We start from the raw sequence: 18,441 nt of genomic DNA, 5'->3' as shown, positions 1-18,441 counted from the left end.
GCTAGCCGAGGGTCTCCTTGATGGCCGAGACCACCCGGCGCGGGGTGATGATGGCGTGATCCTCCACGCCGAACTGCGGCCAGGGGGCGTCGAAGCCGGTCACCCGCACGATCGGCGCCTCGAGGTCGTAAAGGGCCTCCTCCGCCACCGTGGCCGCTACCTCGGCGGCGATCCCGGCGGTCCGGGGAGGTTCTTGCACCAGTACCAGACGCCCCGTCCTGACCACCGAGTCGAGCACGGTGTCGCGGTCCCAGGGCTTCAGGGTGCGCAGGTCGACAACCTCGCACGACACCCCCTCCCGTTCCAGCTCACCGGCTGCCGCCATGGCCACACGGACCATGCCCCCGTAGGTGACCATCGTGACGTCGTCCCCGGCTCTTCGGATCCGCGCCCGTCCGATCGGAAGGGTGTAATGGCCGGTGGGGACGTCCTCGCGCCCGGCCCGGTAGAGCACCTTGGGCTCCAGGAAGAGCACCGGGTCCGGGCTCTCCGCCGCCGCGGCCAGCAGGCCCTTCGCGTCCACCGCGGTGGACGGGATCACCACCGTCAGGCCCGGAGTGTGGACGAAGTAGGCCTCCGGGCTGTCGCCGTGGAACTCGTGGGGAGCGATGCCACCGCCGTTGGGCCAGCGCACCACGATGGGGAGGGACACGTTGCCCCTGGTCCGGAAACGGAACCGGGCCATGTGGCTGACGATCTGGTCGAAGGCCGGATACACGAACCCGTCGAACTGGATCTCAACCAAGGGCCGAGCCCCGCCGATCGCCATTCCCACCGCGGTGCCCGCGATACCGGTCTCGCACAGCGGTGAGTCGATGACCCGGTCGGCGCCGAATCGATCCAGGAGGCCGGCTGTGATGCGGAACACGCCTCCGGTCCGGCCCACATCCTCCCCCATGATGATCGCCTCCGGATGGCGATCCATGGCCTCCGCCAGTGCGGCGTTGATCGCCTCGGCCATGTTCCAGTGGGCGGTCGGACCCTCGAGCACCGGATCGTGTCCTATCCGCCACCGCTCGCCGGGCTCCAGCCCGGAAGGGCCGGATTCCTCGCGTCTCAGAGCCGTCTCGTACTGGCGGCACAGCGCCTCGGGCACCCTGGCGTAGACATGCCGTACCGCTTCCTCCCGGGGCGGCGGCTCCCTCCCCTCGATCTCCGCCAGGGCCAGGTCCATCTCGCTCGCCTCGTCTGTCACCTGCTCGTCGATGTCGTCCGACCACAGGTCCAGGCTGTCGAGGTACCGGCGCATGCGGTCGAGCGGGTCACGGGCCCGCCAGGCCTCCACCTCGCTCTCGTCCCGGTACAGGCTCGGGTCGTCGGCGGTGGCATGAGGGCCGAACCGGTACGTGATGGCCTCGATGAAGGTGGGCCCCTCGCCCCGCCGCGCCCGGTCCACTGCCTCCCTGGTGGCCGAGTAGACGGCCAGCACGTCCATCCCGTCGACCTTGACGCCGGGCATTCCGTAGCCGATCGCCTTGTCGGCCAGGTCGGTGGCGGCTGTCTGTCGCCGGGTCGGCATCGAGATCGCCCAGCCGTTGTTCGAGCACAGGAACACGGTCGGGGCCTTCCAGACCCCCGCGAAGTTCATGGCCGAGTGGAAGTCGCTCTCGGAAGTGGCCCCGTCGCCGAAGTAGACCATGGTGATCAGGTTCTCCCCGGCCAGGCGGGCGGCATGGGCGTGCCCCACGGCGTGGGGTAGCTGGGTGGCGATCGGGATGGTGTGGATGTTCATGCGGTAGCGGTGCACATCCCAGTCGCGGTTCGGAAGGCCCCGGTAATAGGACAGCATCACCGACCACGGCATCCCCCTGAGCAGCTGGGTGGCGTGCTCCCGGTAGCTGGGGTAGACCCAGTCATCGGGCTCGAGAGCGTAGGCCGAACCGACCTGGGCGGCCTCCTGTCCCTCCCCCGGCGGGAAGGTTCCGAGACGGCCCTGGCGCTGCAACCTCATGGCCCGCCGGTCGAAGCGCCGTCCCAGCGCCATGAACCGGTACATCTCCAAGAGGTCCTTGCTGTCCAGATCGGGCGGCTTGCCGACCAGCTTCCCCGCAGGGTCCAGGATCTGCAACACCGAACTTTTCCTTCCGCTTGCTGGCGGCATTTTAAGGAGGGACGATTCACCGCCCGCTACCCACCGAGTCAACGGCTGGGCTCCAGAGCACTCGACTCCGTTTATGACCACCGGGACGAGCGAATAGTTTCTCGCCGGGAGCGATACGGAGGCCCTGGCCCGGTGCGCGCCCGCCTCACTAAGCTTCTGTCAGTGGTCCGCATACGAGCCGCCATCGATGACCTCGTTCCCTACGACGGCGGCCCGGGCTTCGAGGAGTTCGCCCGCCGCTTCGGTGCCAGAGGGATCGCCATGCTGGCCGGCAACGAGTACCCGACTCCTCCCTTCCCCGAGGTTCTGGACGCCATCGCCGGGGCAGCCGCAGGCATCAACCGGTACCCCGACGCGGGTACGGTCCGCCTGAGGGAGGCTCTGGCCGAGACGTTGGGCACCACCCCGGACTGCGTGTGGACCGGCGCCGGTAGCTCGGAGAACCTCACTACGGCGGCCCGGGCTGTGGGAGGCCCGGGCAACAGCTTCGTCTACCCGTGGCCCTCGTTCGCCATGTACCCCATCAACGCGGTGTACGCAGATGCGGAGAGCATCATGGTCCCGCTCGATGATTCCCTGCGGGCTGACCTAGAGGCGATGTACGCCGCGATCCGGGACGACACCACCCTCGTGATCATCTGCAACCCGAACAACCCGACGGGGAGCTACCTGACCCGGGCTGAGATCCACGAGTTCGCCGATCGGGTTCCCGAGTCCGTCCTCGTTCTGGTCGACGAGGCCTACGGGGAGTTCGTGGCCGCCGAGGAGGATTCCAGCCTGGTCCCCCTCGCCGTCGAACGCTCCAACCTGGTGGTGGCGCGCACCTTCTCCAAGATCTACGGGCTGGCGGGCCTCCGGGTCGGTTATATGGTGGGCCAGGCCGCCACGCTCCGGTCCCTCCGCAAGGCCCAGAGCCCGTTCGTGGTCGGTTCTCTGGCCGAGGTGGCCGCTACCACCGCCCTCCGCTTCCCCGAGCGGGTCAAGGAACGGTTCGAGCTCAACCGCCGGGGAGTCGACTACCTCGAGGGCGCCCTGGCCGACCGGGCCATCCGGTACGTTCCCACCCAGGCCAACTTCATCTGGTTCCGGCTCGGTCCCGGCACGCCGGGGATCGTCCAGGAACTCCTGGAGATGGGCACCCTCATTCGCAAGGGAACCGAAGAGTGGACCCGCGTGTCCATAGGCACCGAGCCGGAGAACCAACGTTTCGTAGAGGATCTCGACCTGGTTCTGCGGCGACGCCGCTCCTGACCTCCAGTCCGGTCGGGTAGGCCTCAGAGGCCGGTAGGGTCCAGTCCCTCCAGCCAGGACTCCGACTGTTCCAGGAGCCACATGCTCAGGCCGTGGGCGCACTCGAGGACGTCGCACACATTTACTTCCCGCATGAACATGTCCCGGAGCCGGAAGTCGAGCCGGCCCACCAGTGACAGGCTCCGCCGAGCCGGGTCGGTCACCGACATGTAAGTGTCGGTGGCGGACACCTCCACCGGCAGCGTCGTGCCCGAGACCCCGGCCAATTCGGTGGCGAGGATGAGCAGGTCGGGTGGGTTGGGCAGCGGCGGCAAGGCCCACTTGAAGAACAGAGGCAGCTCCAGTTGGCGTTCCTGCTCCTCGTCCATCTCGAGATGCTGTGCCATGAGGTCCTCGAAGGCCAGGATCACCCTGGGTTCCACCTCGAGCACCATCAGCATCTCCAGCGGTCCCTCGCAGGCCTCCTCCGGATGCAGGTCTACCTCCCAGGCCTGGCCCAGCGAGAAGGACTCGATGAAGTGCCGCTCGGCATGCACGTGGAATCCGTGGTCCACCGCATGAGCCTTCATGTCGGTGATGAAGCCGGCGATATCTACTGCCATGGGGGGCGCATCCCTTCGAGGGCGGGTGCGGTCAAGGGCGGACCTCGTAGTAGTTGTGGATCGGGTCGTCTTCGAGGCGGAACATGCGGAAAGAGGTGAAACCGGCCTTCCTGACGATGCGCTCAGCTTCGACGGGATGGAATCCTAGGGTGCCGAGCCCGGCGGCGCCCTCCTCGGAGGCGGCCGAGAGCAGGCACCCCGAGAGGCTGTAGCCGTACTGCATGGCCAGCATGGGGTTCCTCAGGTTCTCCTCGAACCCTTCGTAGCAATGCGTGTCCTTGATCAACCACACCCCGTCGTCCTTCAGGGATCGCCGGACCGCGGCTGCGATTCGATCCGGGAAGGGCACGTCATGCATGCAGTCGAGGGCCAGTACCAGGTCGTAGCGGCCGTCGTCCGCCAGGCTCTCCCCCCCGGCCTGGTGGATGGTGGCGTTGGGCAGGTCGCGGATGCGGGGCCGGGCCCTCGAGCAGGCGATACCGGAGGGTTCGTAGCCATCCACGGTGCTGGCCGGGAATCGTTCGGCGAGGGTTTGGAGGGCTACGCCCCCTCCGCTCCCCACTTCGGCCACCCGGCACCCGGCCTCCAGCTTCCCCACCAGCCCGTCCACGGAGGGCAGCACCCGCTCCACCAGGAAGGGGCCCACCCACACCCTGTTCATGCGGTCCACCTTGCGCGCCACCGACTCCCCCATCTCGTGGTAGGTGATGCCGATTCCGGTGCGGAAGGCGTTGACCACCTCGTCGATGCGTTCCGGATGGAACCCTCCGATGAAAGCGCCGGCGGCGAAGGCCAGAGCGTCTTCGTCGACCAGTACCTCCTCGCCCTCGGGGCTGAGCGAGAATCCGTTCTCGGGCGTGCGCTCGATCAGCCCGGCCGCGGCCTGGCCAAGGAGCCATTCGCGGACCCAGCGCTCAGACAGTCCCGTCCGCTCGGCCAACTCACCGGAGGTCATCTCCTCGCCGCCGGCCATAGCCCGGTAGAGGCCGAGCCGATCCCCCAAGTGAACCATGAGGCTGACCACCTCGCCCTGCTTGTAATGCCAGATCCTGAGGGTGTATTCCTTGAGGGTATCCGGGTCGGTCGAACGCACTGTCGGGATACCCTAGTTGCCCAGGGGCCATCCCACCGCGTGACGAGCGAACCGGCGAGGAACGCCGCCGCCGGCCGACCTCTAGTTGAGCCGAGGGTTCTCCGGGTAGGTGGAGAAGAAGGCGTACCGGCCTCCTGCCCGCATCAGCACCTCTTGCCACAGCTTCTCCGGTTGGGAGGTGAACACGTCCTCGGACTCGCCGTCGACCACGAACCATCCCCTGGCCTCCAGTTCGGATTCGAGCTGCCCGGGACCCCACCCGCTGTAACCGGAGAAGACCCTGGCCTCCAGACCGGAGTCCACGTCAGGCACGGCTTCCAGATCGACCACCTGGACACCCACCACTTCCGGCCACCCCTCCAGCGGCTGCGCCCCGGCGCCCCTGGCCAGACCCAGACCGCCGCCTTCCCCCACCGGACCGCCCACGAACACGACACGTGGATTGGCCGCCGCCGACCACCACCCGGGTAGGTGATCCAGCAGGTCGGCCTCAGTAGGCCGGTTCAGCACCAGCCCGACCGCACCCTCAGGGGTGTGCTCGATCATCAGCACCACCGTCCGGTTGAAGTTGGGATCGACCATCCCCGGCATGGCCACCAGCAACCTCCCCGCCAGCGAGGTGAACTCCTCCTCTGCGCCCTCGGGCAGGTCCCCGGCGATGCTTCCAGAACCCGTCATGTCCCCCCGATCTTGCCACATCCTCGCCACCTGTACCTCCGGCGGCCAGCCCGTACGACACCCCTGCAGTAGATACTCACGGTACGCGGGGATGCGTGGCCTCTGACCATGACGGGCCTGCTCGCCCCGAGTCACCCGCTCCCGTGCAGGGCGACGCGCAAGGCGTCAGCCTCGATGGCCTTCCACCGCATGCTCACTTCCGCCGTCGGGAGGTAGAACTGCGTGCCGTGTACGGCACCGGGGAGGATGTGCAACTCGGTCGGCACGCCGGCCGCCGCCAACCGCTGGGCGTACTCGATGGACTCGTCAACGAACAGGTCCAGGTCCCCGACGATGATGAAGGCCGGCGCCAGCCCGGACAGGTCCTCGGCTCGGGCGGGGGAAGCGTAGGGGGAAACGTCATCGGAACCGGCCGGTTTGCCCAGCAGGGCGCTCCAGCCGGCGATGTTCACCACCCGGTTCCAAACCTTGGGATGCTGGACCCAGTGGCTGGAGCGGGTGATGTTGCGGTCGTCCAGCATCGGGCAGATCAGTTGCTGGAAGATGATGTCGACACCCCGATCCCTCGCAATCAAAGCCAGAGCAGCCGCCAGCCCGCCCCCGGCAGAAGCGCCACCCACGGCTATCCGACCGGTGTCGACTCCGAGGCTCTCCGCTTTGGATACCAACCACGCCAGCCCGGCGAAGCAATCCTCGATCGGCGAGGGATGCGGATTCTCGGGGGCGAGGCGGTACTCCACGGACGCCACCACGCACCGCATGTCGGTGGCCCAACCCTTGCATTCGATGTCGTTCCTGGCGACACTTCCCATCACCATTCCCCCGCCGTGGATCCAGTACAGAGCCGGCGCACCGGCGTCTAGACCCGACGGTGTGTAGACCCGAACCATCACATCCGGGTCCCCGGCCGCCCCAGGAGCCCAGTGGTCCTCGACCTCAACGCCGGGAAACCCAGGAGCCTGTGCGGCCCTGGCGGCCAAGAAGCTGTCGAGCGCCCGCCGCGCCTTGGGTATGTCCGTGAGATCCAGCAGGGCATCCGGAATCATCTCGAGAACGGCCTTGTGCGCTTCATCGAGACGATCATCGAAGTCCACCATGGTCACCTCCTTCACATGCCGAGTCCGGCTCGCAGACGTCGGTTCGACAGTACCGCCCGACGTGCGCCCGCGACCGTCAAGGCCAAGCCTTCGAATCGGTGACCGCAGTCCACCGCGGGAGCTCGCCCGATCAGATTCCCAGCCGTTCGTCGAGATAGGCGATGAGGGTTGCCTCGTAGCGCCGTGGGTGGTCGTCCCAGGCGTCGCCATGGGCGCAGCCTTCGTAGACGGTGAGTCGCGGCGGGTACCGGAGCCCGGTTCGGATAAGTTCCAGGTGGCTGATCGGGATGCGGTCATCCATCTCGCAATGGGCAAGCCCGATGGAGTAGGAGTATCTGGCGGCGTCTCCCGCCGGGTAGACCCCTTCGATGTCGATGCCCTTGGAGAGGCGGGCCATCAGGATCACGCCGGGCCGCAGGACGGAGGCCAGCCAGGAGGGCGCAGAGGTGCGCCGCGCTACTTCCTGGACGACCAGATCGGACAGCGAGGCGAAAGCCGAATCGGCGAAGACACCGGCGATGGCAGGTTCGCGCCAGCCCGCCATAAGAACGATCGCCCCACCATAGGAGTGGCCGTGCAGGAAGATCGTTCCGCGCTCGGCGCCGCGTTGCGCGGTCAGGTAGTCGACCGCGCCCAGCACATCATCCCGCTCATGGATTCCGGCGCCCATCTGGGCCGGGTCGGACTCACCGTGGCCGCGCAGGTCGAAGGCGAGCACCGAGTATCCGCTCTTTACCAGCGCCGCCGCGATGGCGAGCCGGGAGCTGCGGTTGCTGTCGATGCCGTGCACGCGGACCACCGTCCCGCGGGACTCAGGCGCCGGCATCCACCAGCCCCGCAGGACGATCGTGGGCCAACCGCGAGGGGAGAACTCGACGTCCTCGTAGGCCAGGGCGAAGTCCTGCGGGCGTTCCTCGAGCGCGATCGCCTCCGCGTCCAGGGCGCTGTCGACGATGTAGAAGGACAGGGCCGCGTAGAGCAGGGCAAGGATCACCACCGGGATAGCAACCCGTCTGATCCGCTTCGGGCGGCTCGTGCGGGAGCCCACCCATGACCGGAATGCGTTCAAGGGTCGGATCGTCGCACGATAGCTGCTACCTGCGGTCCCGCCCCGCCTCCAGCGAAGGGAGTCGTCAGGCGACGTCGTTTGGGTGGGGCTCGGGGGGTGGGCCGGGGTCGGGACCTACTGCTACCGGCATGCCTGCGGCGGACCAGTCCGACCAGGATCCGGGGTAGAGGATGCCTTCCGGGTAGCCGGCGATGTGGAGGGCCAGGAGGTTGTGGCAGGCGGTGACCCCGCTCCCGCAGTAGCTGACCACCGGCTCGTCCCGATCCAAGCCCATTTCGAAGAAGCGGGCCGCCAGCACGTGTGCCGGCTTGAAGGTGCCGTCCGGGCCGACGTTCCCCGCGGTGGGAGCCGACAGCGCGGTCGGGATGTGGCCGGCCACGCTGTCGATCGGCTCCGTCTCACCCCGGTAGCGCTCCGGTTCCCGGGCGTCGATCACCTGGGCGGCTCCCAGGCGCTCGAGAAGCTGGTCGCGATCGACGGTGAGCGTGGGGCCTTCCTTGGTCTCGTAGGTGGTGGGGACGACGTCGGGCGGGCCTGTGGTGAGCGGATGGTCCTGGTCGGACCAGCGACCGTACCCGCCGTCGAGCACGCTCACCCGTTCGTGACCGACGCTCCTGAGCATCCACCAGAGCCGGGCGGCTATGGCCCCTGGCCCCTGGTCGTAGACCACCACGTGATGGTGGTTGCCGATTCCGTGGCGGCCTAGGAGCTCGGTCAAGTCGGCCTGGGATAGGAGCGGGTGGCGACCTGGACCCTCGGAGGCCGCCAGGTCATCGTCGAGGTCCAGGAACACCGCTCCGGGGAGGTGATCCTCCTCGTAGCGAAGCTTTCCGGCGCCAGGCTGCCCCAGGAACCATCGGGTATCCACAATCCGGATGTCGGGGTCGTCCAGATGGTCGGCCAACCAGGAACAGGTGACGATGGGACGGGTCAAATGATCTACTTCACCCTCTTCGGCTTCGGACTCCTTGCGCCGCTCCGCCGTTTGCCGTACTCGTTCGGCGGCGGTGCCGGCGGCATCGCGAGCAGCCGTTCCGACCGCCTCGACCACGGTCTGCATGGCGGTCTTCATGGCCGCCCGGACCTCGGGGTCGTTGGCGGTCGCCGCTAGCGCCTGGCCCAGGTCGCGGGCGGCATCCACAAAACCGCTCCAGGCCGAGCGAAGATCGGCACCGGCTGCCGACCCTCCCTTGCGGCCGTCACCGAAACCGGATCGCAACAGGTCGCCCAGCTCCGCGAACCCGGTGGAGCCTTCCTCCCACGGGCCTTCGCGTTTGGCGTGCTCTCTCTCCTTGCTCACGTCAAACCTCCCTGGTCGCCGAGTCTATCCCCGCGCTGTACATAGCCGGACGCGGGCAAGCCACCGCTCAAGTGGACCGGTTTCAATCGCGCACACTCCTCACTCGTGCCCTCAGCCACAGCAGGAGCGGGGCAACTACTATCTTCGACGCATCCGACCCACCGGGCAGGACTCCACCAGAGCAAGGCAAAGAGGCAGGCATGACCGAACAGCAGTACCCCCGACTCAGCGGCGAATGGATGACTCCCCGCCGACGCTTCCTGTCGGCCCTGTACGGTGGCCGGGTTGACAAGGTTCCGGCCATGACTTTGAGCTCGGTGATCACCCTCGAAGCCATGGAGATCGCGGACGCCGAGTTTCCGGAGGCCCATCTGGATGCCGAGAAGATGGCTCGCCTGGCCGCCACGGCCCACGAGAACCTGGGGCTCGACACGGTGATGCCCGTGTTCCACTCCCAGCTCGAGGCCGACGCTCTTGACGCCTCCACCTGGTGGGGCACCAAAGACAACTGGCCGGCGGTCGACGATCACGTCCTGACCGACCCCGAGGACTTCAAGGTCCCGTCCGACTACCTGGAGCGGCGCTCGTTCAAGGCGGCCCTTGGGGCCATTCGCCTGCTCAGGAAGCGCTACCCGGACGTGGGCATCGTCGGCAAGGTCTACGGAGCCTGGTCGGTGGGCTTCCATCTGGTCGGTATCGAGAACTTCCTGATGGACACCATCCTCGATCCGGACAAGATCCGCCGCTATCTGGAGGTCCTGCTGCCGGCGTCGATGATGTCCGCCCATGCCCAGCTCGAAGCCGGGGCCGACGCCATCATGTGGTGCGATCACGCCAACCGGGAACTGGTCAGCCCCGACATGTACAGGGACTTTCTCCTCGAGATGCACCAGCAGATCCAGGCCGAGGTGGGCGGTCCCAGCATCCTCCACTGCTGTGGCGAGACCACCGATCGCATCGACTACTTCGCCGAGGCGGGCTGGGACTGCTTCCACTTCGAGTCGCAGGTCGATCCGGTCAAGGCGAAGGAGATCGCCGGCGACCGCATGTCGCTGTTCGGGAACATCAACAACCCGACCATCCTGTTCAGTGGTACCTACGAGGACTGTTACGAGGCCTGCATGACCGTGCTCAACGCCGGGGTGCAGGGAGTGGCGCCCGAGGGTTCGGTCCCGCTCGGGACGAAGATGGAGGTCCTGGCGGCGCTGGCCGACTCCGCCCGGGACTATTCCAACGCGCACCGCCCGGATGGCCGGTTCGTGGTCCACGATCCGCCGGAGGCCGGTGGTGGCGGCTAGCCCGGCCGACGGGAGATCGCCGGTCCCCGCCACCTTTGCCTGCCCGACCTGATCGGGGTAGCCTTTCCGAGTTCGTAAGGGTCACCCAGAAACCGCTTCCAACCGATTACGCAGGATTGATCGATTCCAATGGTTCAGCTATCCGGTATAGCGAACGAGACGATACGGGCCGAGATCGAGGAGTTCCTCGAGCGGCCCGAAGAGATCGAACGCAACGTGGAGTTGTTCAGCCGCGCCTCTCCGGCCATGCAGGACATCGCCGCCGCCCTCATCGAGGGGGACAACGAGACGGTGGACCGGCTCACCGCCGCGGCCCTCGCGGACGGCGTGCACGCCCTGGAGATCATGGACGACGGCCTGATCGCCGGCATGGGGATCGTGGGCATCAAGTTCCGGGAGGGATACGTCTTCGTCCCCGAGGTACTGGTGTCGGCCCGGGCCATGAAGGCCGGTATGGCCCATATCGAGCCGATCCTGGCCGCCTCGGGAGTGGAACCGGTCGGTACCGTCATCATGGGAACCGTCCAGGGCGACCTGCACGACATCGGCAAGAACCTCTGCATCATGATGCTCCGCGGCGGCGGGTTCACGGTGATCGACCTCGGGGTCAATACCTCGCCGGATGAGTTTCTCGCCGCTGTCAAGGACAGCGAGGCCCGCCTGATCGGGATGTCGGCCCTTCTCACCACCACCATGCCCAACATGGCCAAGACTGTGGAGGCCTTCAAGGATGCCGGCCTCCGGGAGCAGGTGCGGTTCATGGTGGGTGGAGCCCCGGTGACGCCGGAGTTCGGCGAAGAGGTGGGGGCGGACGGCTACGGCAAGGACGCCCTGGACTGCGTGGCGCTGGCCAAGCAGCTGGCGCCCCAAGTCCGCGGCTGACCCCAACCCGAGCTACGCCATGGCGGACCAGGACCAGCAGGCCTTCCAGGAACGGCTCGACCGGATCGGCCGTATCTTCACCGGCATCGTCAGCCATGCCGAAGTGTCATCCCGGACCCGCTGCCCCTACCGGGACCGCCACGACCTATGCACGGCGCTGTTCAGGTGTCGCAACCAGATCGCGACAGACCCTGAAGCGGATCTGCTGACCTGCGGCCACGACGGAACCTTCGACTACCGCACGGCCTGGGAGAGCCATCCCCGCGCCCGGCAGAGGGCCGGGGAGAAGATATCCGCCATCAAGGAGGAGGCCGCCTCCCGCCGGCGGGAGGCAGCCGGAGAAGAGCCACAGGCGTGACCGTCTCCCACCTGGGCACGACCAGGGAGCTGCGGATCGGCCGGACCATCTTCGACTATGCCGATGAGCTGTCGGTCGAGGTTCCCACCTCCTGCCTGCGTACCGGCCGGTGCCACGAGTGCGTGGTCGAGGTGACAAGAGGCATGGAGTCGCTGGGGCCGCGCACCGAACCGGAGAGCTTCCTCCGGGGCAGCTTCCGGCTGGCCTGCCAGGCCAGGATCGTGAGCGACGAGCGCCCGATCAGCTTCGAGCCGCTCCGCCGCCGTCCGAGGATCCTCGAATCCGGCCGCCGGCGCCCCGATCCGGAGGAACGGCTCGATCCGGTGGTGACCAGGACCGGCGACCAGGTCAGGTATGCGGGCGAGGTGATCGACACCTACCGCGGGGCCATCCTCGGCGTGGCGGTCGACCTGGGAACCACGACGGTGGTGCTGGAGTTGGTCGACCTCGAGTCGGGCGAGACCGTCGCCGTCACCAGCTTCGAGAACCCTCAGCAGTTCGGCGGCAGCGACGTCATGAACCGTATTTCCTACGAGGCCAGGCAGGGCGTGGCCGGTGAGTTGCGGAACGCCGCCGTGGCGGCCGTCGGCCAGGGTATCCGCGAGATGGTCGCCCACCTCGGCAAGCGCCCTCCCCATGTCTACGAGATCGTGGTGGCGGCCAACTCCACCATGCGCGACATCCTGTTCGGCATCGATGTCCAGAGCATCGGCCAGAAGCCGTACAAGTCGCTTATCGAGCACGAGTACCTGGACGGCCGGCGTTCCCACACCGCCCTGCTTGCTCCGAGCCGCGATCTGGGCCTGCGCGCCAACCGTCGTGCCCGTGTCTACGGCCTTCCGCTCATTGCCAGCCACGTGGGCGCCGATGCGGTGGCCTGCCTCGAGACCGTCCGGTTGGGCCGGACCGGGGAGACCGAGATGCTGGTGGACATCGGCACCAACACCGAGGTCGTGCTCCACCATGAGGGCCGTCTCTACGCGGCCTCCTGCCCGGCGGGACCGGCCTTCGAGGGGGGGCTGGTCACCTACGGCATGCGGGCGTACGACGGGGCCATCGAGTCGATCCGGCTCGACCGCGACGGATCGGCCGATACCTACCGGACCATCGGCGACGCTCCGGCGTCCGGAATCTGCGGATCCGGCCTTGCCGACCTGCTGGCTGAGCTTCGCCGCCTGGAACTGATGACACCCCTGGGCGTGTTCACCAGCGACCGCAAGCTGGGCGCCATCGACCTGGTGCCCGATCGGGGCATCACCTTCTCGAGGCGTGACATCGGCAACCTTGCCCAGGCCAAGGCCGCCAACTACTGCGGCCAGTTCATCGTGATGCGCACGGCCGGGGTCACTCCATCCGGTATCGACCGCCTCTACCTGGCGGGAGGGTTCGCCAACTACCTGGACGTCCGCAACGCCATCGAGATCGGCCTCATCGCGCCGGTGCCCGAGGAGCGGGTGGTGAAGGTGGGGAACGCATCGATCGATGGGGCGCGCGCCCTGCTTCTGGACAGGACGAGACGTCCGCGGGCGGAGGAACTGGCCAAGCGGGTGACCCACCTCGAACTGGAGACCACGCCCGACTTCTTCGAGATATTCGTGGAGGGATGCCAGATGAAGCCCATGCCCGATACCCTCCCGCCGGCCCCCGAGGGCGGGAGCCCGGCTGCGCCCGAGTTCATGATGCGATGAAGGAACCGAGGTTCGTCGTCATCGGCGAGAACGTACACACCAGCCGCATCGTCCTCAGAAAGGGCAAGCGCTTCGCGGTCGAGAACGGCGTGGAGGGCGTCACCTTCGAGACCCTGGACGGGGGGACGGGGCTCCTCCCGATCTCCGACGCGATGCGGACCACTAAGGCCTATGACGAGGGCCGGATCAAGCACATCGCCCTGGCGGTGGATGCCGCCATGGGCAGAGGGGGCGACCCGGACGTGGGCCTGGAGTACCTGCGCCGGGTGGTGGCCGATCAGGAGCGGACCGGCGCCCATTACCTGGACGTCAACGTAGACGAGATCTCGCTCCGGACAGCCGAGCAGCGGGCGGCCATGGAGTGGCTGGTCGGTTACTTGGGCTCGCTGACCGCTCTCCCCATTTCGGTGGACTCCTCCGACATCACCGTCATCGAGGCCGGGCTGGCCGCCGCTCGCCGGGCTGGCGACGCCCCGCCGATCCTCAACTCGGCCTCCCTAGAGCGGACCGAGGCGGTGGAGCTCGCGGTCGAATACGGGGCCAGGGCGATCGTCACCGCGGCCGGGGCCGACGGCATGCCGTCCAGCGCCGGGGAGCGGATCGACAACGCCTCCCGGATGGTGGAGAGGGCGCTCGGTGCCGGCCTGCACATCGGGGACCTGTTCGTGGATCCGCTCGTCTTCCCGATCTCGGTGGACAGCAGCTTCGGGCTGCACACTCTGGAGGCGATCCGTGCCCTCCGGGAGCGCTACGGGCGGGACATCCATATCACCGGGGGCATGAGCAACGTCTCGTTCGGCATACCCGCCCGCAAGCTGATGAACGCCGCCTTCATCAACCTGGCCGTCGAGGCGGGTGCGGACAGCGGCATCATCGATCCGGTCATGAACCCGCCGGCCGCAGTCTTCTCGGTGGATCGCGACTCCGAGGCCTATGGGCTGGCCGAGGACACCCTGCTGGGCCGGGACGAGATGTGCATGAACTACATCATGGCCTGGAGGAAGGGCCGTCTCGACACACCCATCGGGTAGCCCCACCGCCAGGTGGCTGGTTCCATAGGCCGGTAGCCGTGGTCAGCGTAAGCTAATATAACTAGCAACTAGCAACTAGCAACTAGCAACTAGCAACTAGCAACTAGCAACTAGCAACTAGAGCTCCCGCATGGCGGCGACGGCGGCGTTGGCGCCGCACATCCCGTGGACGCCGGGTCCGGGCGGGGTAGCCGCCGAGCACAGGAAGACGCCCGGGATGCCGGTGCGGTATGGATTGAGGAACGGGCCCGGACGGCCCAGCATCCGGCTGATGTTGTAAGCGCCCGTGGCGGTGTCGCCTGCCAGGTAGTTGGGGTTGTAGGACTCGAAGTCGTCGGGCGTGGTGACCTGCGCCGCCAGGACCGAGTCGCGGAAACCGGGCGCGAAACGCTCGATCTGGTGCTCGACCCGTTTCCTGACCGGCTCGGTGTTTCCCAAGGGCACGTGGGTATAGACCCAGGCGGTGTGCCGACCCTCCGGCGCCCGGGTCGGATCGAAGAGGCTCTGCTGGCCGACCAGCACGAAGGGGCGTTCCGGGACTACGCCGTCCGCGACCGACCTCTCCGCCCCGGCGATCTCCTCATAGGTCCCTCCCACGTGCACCGTTCCGGCCCGGCGACACTCCGGCGCGGTCCACGGGATCGGGCCGTCCAATGCGTAGTCGATCTTGTAGGAGGCTGCGCCGCTCCGGTAGCGGCGGATCCGGCGGTGGGCGGCGCGGCCGGGCGCTCGAGAGCCGTAGACGGCGATCAGCGCCCGGGGATGGGTGTCGAACAGGACCGCTCTCGCATCCGGGATGTCCGCCGGTGTCCTGACCGGATGGCCGGTCCGTATCGACCCGCCCAACCCTTCGAGGTGACGGGCGAGGGCACCGGCGACCGCGTCGGACCCACCCCCCGCGATCGGCCATCCACCGACGTGGGACAGGGCACCCAGTACCAGGCCGATGCCGGCGGTGCCGGGAGTCTCCAGAGGAGCCATCGCGTGCGCGGCCAGCCCGGCGAGGAGGGCACGGCCGGCGGGGGTACGGAACCGCTTGGCGAAGGTGGCCGCCGGCAGGGCCGCCCGGAGGGCGCCGGGCGGTGGCAGGGGCCGCGCCGCCAGGGGTTTCATCGTCCGCGCGGCGAAGTCATCCCAGCCGGTGACGATCCATCCCACGGCCCGCCGCCACGCGTCCGAATCGGCGCCGAGGCCCTGGCAGGTCCGGTCCAGCGAGCGCCACAGTGCCGCCGCGCCGCCGGTGTCGAACGGATGCGCCAACTGGATCTCCGGCACGATCCAGCGGAGCCCGTGCCGTTCCATGGGTAGCCGGCCGAAGAGCGGGGAGGCGGCGCCCAGCGGATGGAAGCCGGAGCACACGTCGTGCCGGAAGCCCGGGAGCGTCAACTCCTCGGTTCGAGTGCCCCCGCCGATGGTCCGGGCGGCCTCCAGCACCACCACCCGGTGCCCGCGTTCCGCCAGCACGACGGCCGCGGCCAGCCCGTTGGGTCCCGAGCCGACGACAACCGCGTCGTGGGCGGCCATGATCAGCGGACGGTACCGTCCGCTGTCTCGGAGGGCCGGTCGGCTTTGGGTGTCGATCGCAGGATCAGGTAACCGATCGTCCCGGCGAGGATCGAGCCCGTGAAGATGCCGATCTTGGACAGATCGATGATCGTATGGTCCGTGAAGGCCAGATCACCGATGAAAAGGGCCACCGTGAACCCGATGCCGGCCAGCGCTGCGGTGCCGATCATGTGCTGCCATCCGATACCGGAGGGCAGGCGGCCCCAACCCAGCTTGACCACCAGCCAGGCGAAACCCGCCACGCCGATCGTCTTGCCGACCACCAGGCCGATCGCTACTCCCAGCGCGACTCTCGAGGTGACGGAATCGACCAGGTCGATCCCGGCAAGGGATATGCCCGCATTGGCCAGTGCGAATATCGGAACGATGACGAAGGCGCTCCAGTTGTGGAGCAGGTGCTGGAGGCGGGACAGCGGGGAGATGGACTCCCTCGCCACGTCCGCGAGCTGCCGCGCCTCGTACTCGACCTTTTCGTGGAACCCCGGCTCGGTGGAGTGTGTCGGATAGATGTCGACGATTTCCCGGGCGGCGCGGTCGAACTCGCGGTTGTCGTACAGGGGGCGGGAGGGGGTGAGGAAGCCGAGGATCACGCCGGCGATGGTGCTGTGGACGCCGGACTCCAGGAAACAGAACCAGGCGATCAGCGCCAGCGGGGCGTAGAGGATGTGGGACCGGATGTTGACCCTGGTTGCTACTGCGATCAGGACCAGTACGGCGACACCCAATCCCAGGTAACCGAGGCTGAGATCGTCGGTGTAGAAGATGGCGATGACGGCGATCGCGCCGATATCATCGGCGATGGCCACTGCCAGCAGGAACAGCCGCGCGCCGACCGGCACCCGCGAGCCGACCAGGGCCAGCACGCCGAGCGAGAAGGCGATATCGGTCGCCATCGGGACCCCCCATCCACGCAGGGCGGCCGGATCGCCGGCGTTGAAAGCCAGGTAGATGAGCGCCGGCAGGACCATACCGCCCAGGGCGGCCACCACCGGGAGGGCGGCCTTGCGCGGATCGCGGAGTTCCCCCAGGACGAGTTCCCTCTTGATCTCCAGTCCCACGACGAGAAAGAAAATCGCCATCAACCCGTCGTTGACCAGGTCCTTGAGGTCTTCGGCGAAGTGGATGGGCCCGAGGGATACCTCGAGGTGGTGATGGTGCCAGAAGTTGGTGTAGGAGTCCCCGAATACCGGAAGGTTCGCCCAGAGCATGGCGGCTACGGCGGCCACCACCAGGACCACTCCCGATGAAGCCTCGATATGGGTCAGCCGTAGGACCGGGCGGACGAACCTGGCCGGGATAAAGCGATCGGAATCGATCCAGTTCTTGCGAGTCCGATCCACAGCTCGGGAGTCTAGACAATCCTGTGGCAATCCTCGGCTGCCCGGTGTCACCCAGGGCAACCATCACCCGAGCCGGGCGGATGTTCGGGTCAAGCAACGTTTCCGACTTTCTGTTGTCATCCACCGTGCCTAACGTCCACGGATATGCCGACGGGACTAGTGCAGAACCGGGTTCTGAGGTGGGTCCTCCTGGGGCTGGGCCTCCTGTTTGCCGCGATCGGCATCGTCGGCATCTGGGTCCCCCTGATCCCCACCACTGGGCCGATCCTTCTGGCCGCCTTCCTGTTCTCCAAATCTTCTGCCCGCTTCGATCGATGGGTTGTCGAGCATCGGGTGTTCGGACCGATCATCAGGGACTGGAGATCCGGCCGCGGATTCAGCATCCGCCTCAAAGCGACCGCGGTGATCGCCATCATCCTGTCGTTCACGGTCACGCTCGGGTTCGCGCTCGACAGCCCGATGATGCGGGTGCTACTGGGGCTGTTCGGGGTGGGCCTGATCGTCTACATCCTCCGGCTACCCACCAAGCCCGAGACTGGCCCCGCGGCTTAACACCGTCCACGGACCGGCTCCCGCCCGGCGATGCTCCGATGATCTCGCGCCGGGCCACAACCACGCCATATCATGAAGAAGGGATGATTGCGGCGGGATTCTTGCGCTTAGTGTGTCGGCATCTCGAGATCGGCCCCGCATGGCACGTCCCGGCCGGCCGGCATCCCGCAGGGGCCGACTTACAACACGCCGCCGGGTTCCTGTGACAGCGGCGAGGTGGGGACTTCGGTCTGCCCGGGTCGGGATGCGAAGCCGGCTGATGATCGCACTGGTGGCGATCTCGCTGGCGGGCTGCGCCCCCACCGAGTCTCCCACCATTCCGGATGCACCGGGCACAACCAGCACCCAGCCGGCCACTACTGAGCCGGAGACGCCGGCGACGACCGTGGCTGAGACAACTACCACTCAGCCGGCCACTGCCGAGCCGGAGGACCCCGCGTCTTCACCGGAGGTGGTCGAGTTCGACTTCTCCTTCGCGATCGACGCCGATGGCTGGGTGGTCGGCTTCGCCGACCTGCCGGAGGACTACGACCAG

The 18,441-nt window shown here is 67.5% G+C and carries 17 protein-coding genes; 8 read left to right on the top strand and 9 right to left on the bottom strand.

The window, feature by feature from the left end; translation table 11 throughout:
- Window position 1: 1 nt before the first annotated feature.
- Window positions 2–2,071: a pyruvate dehydrogenase (acetyl-transferring) E1 component subunit alpha gene (pdhA, locus tag OXM57_02725; protein MDE0351592.1), complete on the bottom strand. Its 2,070-nt coding sequence runs from the start codon at window positions 2,069–2,071 to the stop codon at window positions 2–4.
- A 192-nt stretch (window positions 2,072–2,263) separates the two neighbouring features.
- Between pdhA and hisC the strand changes: the two genes are divergently transcribed.
- Window positions 2,264–3,352 (top strand): histidinol-phosphate transaminase, encoded by a 1,089-nt coding sequence (gene hisC, locus OXM57_02720; protein ID MDE0351591.1) that lies wholly within the window; start codon window positions 2,264–2,266, stop codon window positions 3,350–3,352.
- A 23-nt stretch (window positions 3,353–3,375) separates the two neighbouring features.
- Here hisC and OXM57_02715 read toward each other — a convergent pair whose 3' ends face one another.
- The 6 genes from OXM57_02715 to OXM57_02690 form a co-directional block, all read right to left on the bottom strand.
- A complete protein-coding gene (locus tag OXM57_02715; GenBank protein ID MDE0351590.1) occupies window positions 3,376–3,954 on the bottom strand; it encodes a hypothetical protein in 579 nt (192 codons plus the stop codon).
- Between the two features lie 31 nt (window positions 3,955–3,985).
- Window positions 3,986–5,047 (bottom strand): class I SAM-dependent methyltransferase, encoded by a 1,062-nt coding sequence (locus OXM57_02710; GenBank protein ID MDE0351589.1) that lies wholly within the window; start codon window positions 5,045–5,047, stop codon window positions 3,986–3,988.
- An 81-nt stretch (window positions 5,048–5,128) separates the two neighbouring features.
- Window positions 5,129–5,725 (bottom strand): YqgE/AlgH family protein, encoded by a 597-nt coding sequence (locus tag OXM57_02705; protein MDE0351588.1) that lies wholly within the window; start codon window positions 5,723–5,725, stop codon window positions 5,129–5,131.
- Window positions 5,726–5,856: 131 nt separating this feature from the next.
- Window positions 5,857–6,822, bottom strand: a complete 966-nt coding sequence (locus tag OXM57_02700; GenBank protein MDE0351587.1) for an alpha/beta hydrolase — start codon at window positions 6,820–6,822, stop codon at window positions 5,857–5,859.
- A gap of 130 nt (window positions 6,823–6,952) precedes the next feature.
- Entirely contained in the window at window positions 6,953–7,891 is a 939-nt protein-coding gene (locus OXM57_02695) for an alpha/beta fold hydrolase (GenBank protein ID MDE0351586.1), read from the bottom strand.
- A gap of 64 nt (window positions 7,892–7,955) precedes the next feature.
- Complete coding sequence (locus OXM57_02690; protein MDE0351585.1) at window positions 7,956–9,191, bottom strand: sulfurtransferase; 1,236 nt, start codon at window positions 9,189–9,191, stop codon at window positions 7,956–7,958.
- A gap of 200 nt (window positions 9,192–9,391) precedes the next feature.
- On the opposite strand from OXM57_02690, the gene OXM57_02685 reads away from it, so the two are divergent.
- From OXM57_02685 to OXM57_02665, 5 genes are all read left to right on the top strand, one after another.
- Entirely contained in the window at window positions 9,392–10,489 is a 1,098-nt protein-coding gene (locus tag OXM57_02685) for an MtaA/CmuA family methyltransferase (GenBank protein ID MDE0351584.1), read from the top strand.
- Between the two features lie 129 nt (window positions 10,490–10,618).
- Window positions 10,619–11,371, top strand: coding sequence for a corrinoid protein (locus OXM57_02680; protein ID MDE0351583.1), 753 nt, complete (start codon window positions 10,619–10,621; stop codon window positions 11,369–11,371).
- 19 nt (window positions 11,372–11,390) lie between these two features.
- Window positions 11,391–11,729 (top strand): hypothetical protein, encoded by a 339-nt coding sequence (locus tag OXM57_02675; protein MDE0351582.1) that lies wholly within the window; start codon window positions 11,391–11,393, stop codon window positions 11,727–11,729.
- Window positions 11,726–13,417 (top strand): ASKHA domain-containing protein, encoded by a 1,692-nt coding sequence (locus OXM57_02670; GenBank protein MDE0351581.1) that lies wholly within the window; start codon window positions 11,726–11,728, stop codon window positions 13,415–13,417. The genes OXM57_02675 and OXM57_02670 overlap by 4 nt, the downstream gene beginning before the upstream one ends.
- Window positions 13,414–14,448: a dihydropteroate synthase gene (locus OXM57_02665; protein ID MDE0351580.1), complete on the top strand. Its 1,035-nt coding sequence runs from the start codon at window positions 13,414–13,416 to the stop codon at window positions 14,446–14,448. Before OXM57_02670 ends, OXM57_02665 begins: the two co-directional genes overlap by 4 nt.
- 117 nt (window positions 14,449–14,565) lie before the next feature.
- Here OXM57_02665 and OXM57_02660 read toward each other — a convergent pair whose 3' ends face one another.
- Both OXM57_02660 and nhaA read right to left on the bottom strand, forming a co-directional pair.
- The gene (locus OXM57_02660; protein MDE0351579.1) at window positions 14,566–15,972 is read right to left on the bottom strand and encodes an NAD(P)/FAD-dependent oxidoreductase; all 1,407 of its coding nucleotides are present in this window, start codon (window positions 15,970–15,972) and stop codon (window positions 14,566–14,568) included.
- Window positions 15,973–15,974: 2 nt separating this feature from the next.
- Window positions 15,975–17,354: a Na+/H+ antiporter NhaA gene (gene nhaA, locus OXM57_02655; protein MDE0351578.1), complete on the bottom strand. Its 1,380-nt coding sequence runs from the start codon at window positions 17,352–17,354 to the stop codon at window positions 15,975–15,977.
- 144 nt (window positions 17,355–17,498) lie between these two features.
- Here nhaA and OXM57_02650 point away from each other — a divergent pair, with 144 nt between their 5' ends.
- Window positions 17,499–17,906, top strand: a complete 408-nt coding sequence (locus tag OXM57_02650) for a YbaN family protein (GenBank protein ID MDE0351577.1) — start codon at window positions 17,499–17,501, stop codon at window positions 17,904–17,906.
- A gap of 259 nt (window positions 17,907–18,165) precedes the next feature.
- On the top strand, window positions 18,166–18,441 hold a 276-nt coding region (locus tag OXM57_02645), incomplete at its 3' end, for a hypothetical protein (GenBank protein ID MDE0351576.1).

This window comes from bacterium (assembly GCA_028820935.1).
GTDB lineage: Bacteria > Actinomycetota > Acidimicrobiia > Spongiisociales > Spongiisociaceae > Spongiisocius.
This window is presented reverse-complemented; position numbering and strand designations above follow the sequence as displayed.